This window comes from Burkholderia sp. Ax-1720 (assembly GCF_011753035.1).
GTDB classification, from domain to species: Bacteria; Pseudomonadota; Gammaproteobacteria; order Burkholderiales; family Burkholderiaceae; genus Burkholderia; species Burkholderia gladioli.
The window spans coordinates 1-8,997 of record NZ_VWWK01000235.1 but is presented as its reverse complement, the minus strand read 5'-3'; the positions used below and the strand labels follow the sequence as shown (position 1 = coordinate 8,997).

Sequence of the window (8,997 nt, the reverse complement as noted above, 5' to 3'; positions counted from 1 at the left end):
GGTCGCGGCGCGGCGCGCGAATGCGGCGGCCGCGCTGGCGGTCACGCGCTTCGGGCCGGCCACCGCGCCGACGCGCGAGGAGATCGACGCGCTGCTCGACGGCGCCTGGTCGCGCTGAGTCGCGCTGAGTTGCGCTGAGTCGCGCGCCGGGCCACATTGAATGCCCATCGCGCCGGCTTCGCGCCGGCGCCCCCGGCGCGCGTTCGCACGCTCGCCGCTACAATACGCGCGCCGTCTATGGCGCTCGACACCTCCCGCGATCCTCCATCGACCCGCATCCTCGCGCATTCGCCGCCCCGGCCGGGGCCGAGTCCGGCGAAATGTAACAAGACGTTAGGGATGCGCATGTCACGCGATGCCGCGCATCAGTTCTTACAAAGTGGAAATATGCGGGCGGGGCCCGAGTCGTTATAGTCGAATCACTCAATGAAACCACCGGAAGGGGACTCCATGAAAAGCTTGCGTGTTGCTTCGCTCGTGACCGGTCTGGCCGCGCTGTTCGTGTCGGGCGCGGCAATGGCGGGCGTCAGTGTCGGCATCAACCTCGGCGCTCCGGCCTATGTCGCACCGGCACCCGTCTATGCGCCGCCGCCGCCCGCCTACTATCAACCGGCACCCGTCTATGCGCCGGCACCCGCGATCGTGATCGGCTGGCACGGCGACCGCTACTGGGACGGCCGCCGCTACTGGGGCCGCGACGAGTGGAATCGCCATCACGGCGGCGGCTGGCGCGGCGGCCCGGGCTGGCATGGCGGCGGCCCCGGCTGGCACGGCGGCCACGGTGGCCCGGGCTGGCATCATTGAACCATCGCCGGGCCGCGGCCCGGTGCAAGGCGCCTCCTATATAGAGGTTCGCCGAGCCGCCGAGCCGCCCTCTGATGACAAACCGCCCTCGCGAGGGCGGTTTTCTTTTGCGCGCTCGACGACGCAAGGGGCAGGGCGCGCCGGCCCGGCACGGCGAATGCCCCACCGAGCGGAGCGGACTCGGTAGAATGCGCGACACCGCCAACGAACCACGAGCGATTCCGCCTTCATGCCGATTCCGTCGTTCCGGGCCGCCGCGCTCAGCCGCGCCCCGCGTGCCGCCATCGCCGCCTTGCTGGCCGTGTTCGCCGTGGCGGCCGCGCCCCCCGCCCATGCCGTCTATGCGATCGCGCAATACGGCGAACCGAAGTACCCGCCCGGCTTCAAGCATTTCGACTACGTGAACCCGGACGCGCCCAAGGGCGGCACCCTGGTGCTGGCCAACCCGAACCGGCTCACCACCTTCGACAAGTTCAATCCCTTCACGCTGCGCGGCAATCCCGCGCCCGGCATCGGCCTGCTGTTCGAGAGCCTGATGACGGGCAGCGCCGACGAGCCGGCCAGCGTCTATGGCCTGCTGGCCGACGACGTGGCGATCGCCCCGGACCGGCTCTCGGCCACCTTCCATCTCAATGCCCGCGCGCGCTTCTCGAACGGCGACCCGGTCACGGCGGACGACGTGAAGTATTCGTTCGACACGCTCAAGAGCCCGCAGGCCGCGCCGCAGTACGCGGCCTATTTCGCCGAGATCAAGCGCGCGGTGGTGGTCGACGCGGCCACCATCCGCTTCGAGTTCGCGCGCGCGGACCGCGAACTGCCCCTCACCGCCGGCGCGATTCCCGTGTTCTCGCGCAAGTGGGGCGCCCGGCCCGACGGCAGCCACGTGGCCTTCGACCAACTGGCCTTCGAGCCGCCGATCGGCAGCGGCCCCTACCTGATCGAGCGCTACGACACCGGCCGCAACATCACCTACCGGCGCGATCCGCATTACTGGGGCGCCGACCTGCCGGTGCGGGTGGGCACCAACAATTTCGCGCATGTCGTCTACAAGCTCTACGGCGACGGGGTGGCGCGCCTGGAGGCCTTCAAGGCCGGCGAATACGACGTGCTGGTCGAGTACATCGCGCGCAACTGGGTGCGGCGCGACGTCGGCAAGCGCTTCGACAGCGGCGAGCTGGTCAAGCACGAGTTCCGCCAGCACAACGGCGCGGGCATGCAGGGTTTCATGATGAACCTGCGCCGGCCACTGTTCCAGGACGTGCGCGTGCGCGAGGCGCTGGACCTGGCCTTCGACTTCGAATGGCTGAACCGCCAGTTGTTCTACGGCGGCTACACGCGCCTGAACAGCTATTTCGCCGATACCGAGCTGCAGGCCACCGGCACGCCGGGCGAGGGCGAGCTGGCGATCCTGGAACCGTTGCGCAAGCAACTGGATCCGGCCGTGTTCGGGCCGATGCCCGAGCAGCCCTCGACCAATCCGCCGGGTTCGCTGCGCGCCAACCTGCTCCAGGCGCGCGCGCTGCTGGCCCAGGCCGGCTGGACCTATCGCGACGGCGCGCTGCGCAACGCGCGCGGCGAGCCGTTCCGCTTCGAGATCCTCGACGATTCGGGCGGCTCGATGGAGCCGGTGGCGGCCGTCTACCAGCGCAATCTCGCCAAGCTCGGCATCGAGGCGCGCTTTCGCACCGCCGACTTCGCCCTGCTGCAGAAGCGCCTCGACGCCTTCGACTACGACATGACCACGATCCGCTACCCGGGCGTGCAGGTGCCGGGCAGCGAGCAGGTGCTGCGCTACGCCAGCCGCTACGCCGACCAGACCGGCTCGGACAACCTGATCGGCCTGAAATCGCCGGCCGTCGACACGATCCTGAAGACCCTGGTGCAGGCGCAGACGCGCGAGCAACTGCTCGACGCCACCCATGCGCTCGACCGCGTGCTGATGCACGGCTACTATGCCGTGCCGCAGTGGTACAGCACCATGCACCGGGTCGCCTACCAGCGACGGCTGGCCTATCCCGCGACGCTGCCGCTGTACTATTCGGCGGAGGACTGGGTGGTGTCGATGTGGTGGGAGAAACCCGCCGCGAATGCCGCGAATGCCGCCTCGGCGGCGGGGCACTGAGCCGTGGGCATGCATCCGGCCGGCTCGCCTCGCCATCGCGCCACCCTTCGCGCACGGCCCGCGCGGCCGTCGCGCCCGTCGTTTCCGCCGTCCCCGTCGTTCCCCTAACCGCGCCGCGCGCACCGCCTGGTCGATCCCGCCTATGTGGAGCTACATCCTCAAACGTCTGCTGCTGATGATCCCGACCCTGCTCGGCGTGCTGACCATCACCTTCGCGGTGATCCAGTTCGTGCCGGGCGGCCCGGTCGAACAGGCGATGCAGGAACTGCGCAAGGGTGCCGAGCAGGGCCATGTGCCGTTCGGCATGCGCGCCTACTCGGGCGTGGACCCGCAGCAGCTCGCCCAGCTCAAGGCGCTGTACGGCTTCGACAAGCCGCCCATCGAGCGCTACGGCCTGATGCTGGAGCGCTTCGCGCATTTCGACCTGGGCCAGAGCTACTTCCATCACCAGAGCGTCTGGTCGCTGGTGGTCTCGAAGCTGCCGGTGTCGATCAGCATCGGCATCTGGACCTTCCTGCTGACCTACCTGATCTCGGTGCCGCTGGGCATCGCCAAGGCGGTCTACAACGGCACGCCCTTCGACGTGGCCTCGAGCCTGGCGGTGCTGGTCGGCTACGCGATCCCGGGCTTCGTGCTCGGCGTGCTGCTGCTGGTGCTGTTCGGCGGCGGCTCGTTCTGGCAGTTGTTCCCGCTGCGCGGCCTGAGCTCGGACAACTTCGCCCAGCTGAGCCTGGCCGCCAAGATCACCGACTACCTCTGGCACCTGGTGCTGCCGATCACGGCCTCGGTGGTGGGCAGCTTCGCGGTGATCACCATGCTCACCAAGAACGCCTTCCTCGACGAGATCCGCAAGCAGTACGTGCTGACCGCGCGCGCCAAGGGCCTGTCGGAGCGGCGCGTGCTCTGGAAGCACGTGTTCCGCAACGCGCTGCTGCCGCTGATCGTGGGCTTCCCGGCCGCCTTCATCGGCGCCTTCTTCTCGGGCAGCCTGCTGATCGAGACGCTGTTCTCGCTCGACGGCCTGGGCCTGCTGTCCTACGAGTCGGTGATCCGCCGCGACTACCCGGTGGTGCTCGGCACGCTCTACCTGTTCACGCTGATCGGCCTGGTCACCAAGCTGGTTTCCGATCTCTGCTACGTCTGGGTCGATCCCCGGATCCAATTCGACCAACTGGAGCGCTGAGTTGAGCCGAACCGCCGTTTCCTCCCGCGTCGACGCCGCCCGCGCGCGCGTCTCGCCGTCTCCCGCGCGCCGCGTCTGGCAGCGCTTTCGCCGCCAGCGCCTGGGCTACTGGAGCCTGGTGGTGTTCCTGGTCGCCTTCGCGATCAGCCTGGCCGCGCCGCTGTGGTCCAACGACAAGCCGCTGGTGGTGCGCTACGACGGCCACTGGTACTTCCCGATCGCCAAGGACTATGCCGAAACCACCTTCGGCGGCGATTTCCCGACCCCGGCCGACTACCTCGACCCTTACGTGCGCAAGCGGATCGACGCGCCGGGCAACTTCGCGATCTATCCGCCGAACCGCTACTCCTACACGACGCTGAACTACTTCTCGGCGCTGCCGAACCCGGCGCCGCCCTCGCGCGACAACTGGCTGGGCACCGACGCGCAAGGGCGCGACCTGCTCGCGCGGCTGGTCTACGGCTTCTGCGTATCGGTCGAGTTCGCGCTGGTGCTGACCCTGATCGGCACCGTGCTGGGGATCCTGGCCGGCGCGGTGCAGGGCTTCTACGGCGGGCGCATCGACATCGTCGGGCAGCGCCTGATCGAGATCTGGAGCTCGATGCCCGAGCTCTACCTGCTGATCATCTTCGCCTCGATCTTCGAGCCCAGCTTCCTGCTGCTGATCGTGCTGCTCTCGCTGTTCGGCTGGATCGGCCTGGCCGACTACGTGCGCGCCGAGTTCCTGCGCAACCGCACCCAGGACTACGTGCGCGCCGCGCGCGCGATGGGCCTGTCGAACTGGCAGATCATCTGGCGCCACGTGCTGCCCAACAGCCTCACGCCCGTCATCACCTTCCTGCCGTTTCGCATGAGCGGCTCGATCCTGGCGCTGACCAGCCTCGACTTCCTCGGCCTGGGCGTGCCGCCGCCCACGCCGAGCCTGGGCGAGCTGCTCTCGCAGGGCAAGGCCAATCTCGACGCCTGGTGGATCTCGCTGGCGACCTTCATCGTGCTGGTGTTCACGCTGCTGCTGCTGACCTTCATGGGCGATGCGCTGCGCAACGCGCTCGATTCACGCGTGGCCGATACCTCGCGCGCGGCGGGAGGTGCGCGATGAAGCCGGCGCTGGGAGCGAAGCGCCCGGTGCCGCAGGCACAGGCGGATCGACCGGAGCGAGCGGGCCTGACAGGCCCGGGGAGCGCCCCGCGAGCCCCGGGGCAGGGCGCGGGTGCGACCGATCGGGCCGGCGGCGCGGCGGCGCCGGGCGAGCCGCTGCTGTCGATCGAGCACCTGCGCGTGAGCTTCGGCGACACGCTGGCCGTCGACGACGTCTCGCTGACGATCGGCCGCGGCGAGCGTGTGGCCCTGGTCGGCGAGTCGGGCTCGGGCAAGAGCGTGACCGCGCTGGCGATCCTGCGCCTGTTGCGCGACGCAGAGCAGGGCGGGCGCATCCGCTTCGACGGGCGCGAGCTCGGCGCGGCCAGCGAGCGCGCCATGCGCGGCCTGCGCGGCGCGCAGATCGCGATGATCTTCCAGGAGCCGATGACGGCGCTCAATCCGCTCTACACGGTGGGCGACCAGATCGTCGAGACCGTCGTGCTGCACGATGGGGTTTCCAGGCGCGAGGCGCGCGCGCGTGCCATCGCGCTGCTGGGGCGCACCGGCATCGCCGAGCCCGAGCGGCGCGTCGACAGCTATCCGCACCAGCTTTCCGGCGGCCAGCGCCAGCGCGCCATGATCGCGATGGCGCTGGCCTGCCGGCCGCGCCTGTTGCTGGCCGACGAGCCGACCACCGCGCTCGACGTGACGATCCGCGCCCAGATCGTCGAGCTGCTGCTGGACCTGCAGCGCGACGCCGAGCTCACGCGCGGCATGTCGATCCTGCTGATCACGCACGACCTGAACCTGGTGCGCCGCTTCGCGCAGCGCGTGGCGGTGATGGAGAAGGGCAGGCTGGTGGAGAGCGGCGAGGTGGAGCGGATCTTCGCCGAGCCCGAGCATCCCTACACGCGCAGGCTGCTGAACAGCCGGCCGCAGCGCACCGCCGCGCCGGTGCTGCCGATCGCGCCGGTGATGCTCGACGCGCGCGAGGTGACGGTCGGCTTTCGGCAGAAATTGCCGGGCCTGGCGGGATGGTTCCGCAGCGGACGCTTCACGGCGGTGAAACAGGTCAGCGTGTCGGTGCGGCAGGGCGAGACGCTCGGGGTGGTGGGCGAATCGGGCTCGGGCAAGTCGACCCTGGCGATGGCCCTGCTCGGCCTGCAGCGCATCGAGGCCGGCCAGATCGAATTCGACGGCCGCCCGCTGGCGAGCTGGCGCGGCGCCGACGCGCGGCGCCTGCGCGCGCGCATGCAGGTGGTGTTCCAGGATCCGTTCGGCTCGCTCTCGCCGCGCCATACCATCGAGCGCATCGTCGGCGAGGGGCTGGCCCTGCACCGGCCCGAGCTGTCCGCCGAGGCGCTGCGCGAGCGCGTGACGGCGGTGCTGCGCGAGGTCGGGCTCGATCGCACGGTGCTGCATCGCTACCCGCACGAGTTCTCGGGCGGCCAGCGCCAGCGCATCGCGATCGCCCGCGCGCTGGTGCTGGAGCCCAGCATCCTGGTGCTCGACGAGCCCACCAGCGCGCTCGACGTGTCGATCCAGCAGCAGGTGCTGAAGCTGCTCGCCAACCTGCAGCGCAAGTACAACCTCGGCTACGTGTTCATCAGCCACGACCTGGAAGTGATCGGCGCGATGGCGCATCGGGTGGCGGTGATGCAGGGCGGGGAAATCGTCGAGAGCGGGGAAGTCGGAAAAATTTTCACGGAACCGTCACATCCGTACACGCGCAAACTCCTGGCCGCGGTCGGCCAGCCAGGGCTGCCCCAATGATGTGCAGATATTGATTGAATTTTTCAATTCATTTTGACAAACAAATACCGTCTGGCTAGTATCGACCGAAATTTCCGGCAATCACCTGATTTTTAAGCACAAAATTACCGACCGATGCAGCACCGCTCCCTCACCCAGGTATGTACGCGCGCCGTCGCCGGGCTGTTTGTCGGCGTCCTGATTGCTGCGGCTCCCGGCGCGTTCGCCGACGAAGCCGGCAGTTTTAATCAGAATGTCGCATTCTCGACCCAGTCCGGGTCGAATTCCTCCACCCAGAATCCGCAAGCCAGCGCCCCGGCAGCCAGCACGGGCGGCGCCAAGTCGTTCCTCTCCGGCATGGCCGGCAAGGCCGGCGACGTGGTGGTCGGCGCGCTGAACATGATCGGCGTGCGCTACCGCTGGGGCGGCAATTCCCCCGATTCGGGGCTCGATTGCAGCGGCTTTGTGCGCTACGTGTTCCAGGACACGCTCGGCATGTCGCTGCCGCGCCGCGCCGAGGAAATGAGCCGCGTCGGCGAGAAGGTCCGCATGAGCGAGCTCAAGCCGGGCGACCTGGTGTTCTTCAACACCATGCGCCGCACCTTCTCGCACGTGGGCATCTATATCGGCGACAACAAGTTCGTGCACTCGCCCTCGACGGGCAGCACGATCCGCGTCGACGATCTCGACAGCAGCTACTGGGAAAAGCGCTTCACCGGCGCGCGCCGGCTCGAGTCGGAATTCCCGACCAAGCCCGACGACCTGCGCCAGCGCGTGAGCGCGACGATCGGCGGCAACGCGGCGGATTTCACGCCGGGCAACTGATCGCCGCACCGCGGCAGGCAAGCATGGCCGACCCCGGCTTCCGCAAGGAGCCGGGGTTTTTGCTTTGGGGCTTCGGAAAGGGGATGGCGGCGGGCCGGGCGGGGTGAGCGTCGCGTGCCGGGCCGCGAGGCGCCCTGGAGGGCGCTGGCGGTGCCAGGCGAGGTCCGAGGCGGCCCCGGGCTGCCCCGGGCGGCTCGGCAGGCGCCCTCAGGCGCTCGCGCGTGCCTGCGCGGCCGCCAGCTTGCTCTGCAGCTCCGGCATGATCTTCGCGGCCGCTTCCTCGCCGGCCAGGATCGCCGCGTTGCGCTGCGTGAAGTCGCTCGCGCTCATCGCCGCCAGGTTCGGGCGGATCACCACGTCGGCGTACTTGTCGAGCTCGTAGGCCTTGATGGTCTGGCCCATGATCGTGAAGGTCTGCAGCAGCAGCTCGATCGGGTTGCCGGTGGCGGCGCCCTCGGGGCGCGCCGAGATGTCGACGGCGATCACGAAGTCGGCGCCCATCCTGCGCGCGAACGAGGCCGGCACCGGGCTCACCAGGCCGCCGTCGACGTACTCGCGGCTGCCGATGCGCACCGGCTCGAACACCGAGGGCACGCTGCTCGAGGCGCGCACCGCCAGGCCCGTGTTGCCGCGCTGGAACAGGATCGGCTGGCCGCTCTGCAGGTCGGTGGCGACGATGCCCAGCGGGCGCGTCATCTTCTCGATCGGCCGGTTGTTGAGCGTCTTGTTGATGTAGTTCTGCAGCGCCACGCCCATCAGCAGGCCGCGCGAGCGCCAGGGCAGGGCCCAGTCGCTGATCGAGGCCTCGTCCATGGTGAGCGCCAGCTTGTTGAGGTCGAAGGCGTTCAGCCCCGAGGCGTACAGCGAGCCGACCACCGAACCCGCGCTGGTGCCGGCCACCAGGTCGATCGGGATGCTGCGCGCCTCCAGCGCCTTGAGCACGCCGATATGCGCGAAGCCGCGCGCGGCACCGCCGCCCAGCGCGATGCCGACCTTCAGCGGCCGGCGCGGCTGGGTGGCCGCCACCGGCGGCGGGGGCGTCTTGCCGGCATCGGATTTGCCGCCGAACGAGGTGCACGCGGCCAGCGACGCGGACATCGCGGCCAGGGAAAACTGGCGACGGGACAGGCGGGGGGACGACGACATCGGGGCTTTCTCCGGCAGACGGGGGCGGCCGCGCGCGAGGGCGCGGCGAAGGGCGAGGCGGCGCGTGCCGAGCGGGCGCGCGGGC

The 8,997-nt window shown here is 69.5% G+C and carries 7 protein-coding genes; 6 read left to right on the top strand and 1 reads right to left on the bottom strand.

What is annotated here, in order from left to right; all coding sequences use genetic code 11:
- The first annotated feature begins 450 nt into the window (after positions 1-450).
- The 6 genes from F3J18_RS33630 (at position 451) to F3J18_RS33605 (ending at position 7,766) form a co-directional block, all read left to right on the top strand.
- Positions 451-804 (top strand): hypothetical protein, encoded by a 354-nt coding sequence (locus tag F3J18_RS33630; protein WP_025099300.1) that lies wholly within the window; start codon positions 451-453, stop codon positions 802-804.
- A gap of 229 nt (positions 805-1,033) precedes the next feature.
- Positions 1,034-2,926 carry an extracellular solute-binding protein gene (locus F3J18_RS33625; RefSeq protein WP_025099301.1) on the top strand — a complete coding sequence of 631 codons (1,893 nt, stop codon included), beginning with the start codon at positions 1,034-1,036 and terminating at the stop codon, positions 2,924-2,926.
- Between the two features lie 142 nt (positions 2,927-3,068).
- The gene (locus tag F3J18_RS33620; RefSeq protein ID WP_025099302.1) at positions 3,069-4,109 is read left to right on the top strand and encodes an ABC transporter permease subunit; all 1,041 of its coding nucleotides are present in this window, start codon (positions 3,069-3,071) and stop codon (positions 4,107-4,109) included.
- 1 nt (position 4,110) lies between these two features.
- Positions 4,111-5,208, top strand: coding sequence for an ABC transporter permease (locus tag F3J18_RS33615; RefSeq protein WP_025099303.1), 1,098 nt, complete (start codon positions 4,111-4,113; stop codon positions 5,206-5,208).
- Entirely contained in the window at positions 5,205-6,962 is a 1,758-nt protein-coding gene (locus F3J18_RS33610) for a dipeptide ABC transporter ATP-binding protein (protein WP_240156483.1), read from the top strand. The genes F3J18_RS33615 and F3J18_RS33610 overlap by 4 nt, the downstream gene beginning before the upstream one ends.
- A gap of 114 nt (positions 6,963-7,076) precedes the next feature.
- Entirely contained in the window at positions 7,077-7,766 is a 690-nt protein-coding gene (locus tag F3J18_RS33605) for a C40 family peptidase (protein WP_013698554.1), read from the top strand.
- A gap of 207 nt (positions 7,767-7,973) precedes the next feature.
- On the opposite strand, the gene F3J18_RS33600 is transcribed toward F3J18_RS33605, so the two are convergent.
- Positions 7,974-8,912: a patatin-like phospholipase family protein gene (locus F3J18_RS33600; protein ID WP_166916418.1), complete on the bottom strand. Its 939-nt coding sequence runs from the start codon at positions 8,910-8,912 to the stop codon at positions 7,974-7,976.
- Positions 8,913-8,997: the final 85 nt, after the last annotated feature.

Excerpts from the sequence above, each read along its gene's own strand:
- F3J18_RS33630 (WP_025099300.1), top strand. The coding sequence starts at position 451 with ATGAAAAGCTTGCGTGTTGCTTCGCTCGTGACCGGTCTGGCCGCGCTG.
- F3J18_RS33625 (WP_025099301.1), top strand. The coding sequence starts at position 1,034 with ATGCCGATTCCGTCGTTCCGGGCCGCCGCGCTCAGCCGCGCCCCGCGT.
- F3J18_RS33620 (WP_025099302.1), top strand. The coding sequence starts at position 3,069 with ATGTGGAGCTACATCCTCAAACGTCTGCTGCTGATGATCCCGACCCTG.
- F3J18_RS33610 (WP_240156483.1), top strand. The coding sequence starts at position 5,205 with ATGAAGCCGGCGCTGGGAGCGAAGCGCCCGGTGCCGCAGGCACAGGCG.
- F3J18_RS33605 (WP_013698554.1), top strand. The coding sequence starts at position 7,077 with ATGCAGCACCGCTCCCTCACCCAGGTATGTACGCGCGCCGTCGCCGGG.
- F3J18_RS33600 (WP_166916418.1), bottom strand. The coding sequence starts at position 8,912 with ATGTCGTCGTCCCCCCGCCTGTCCCGTCGCCAGTTTTCCCTGGCCGCG.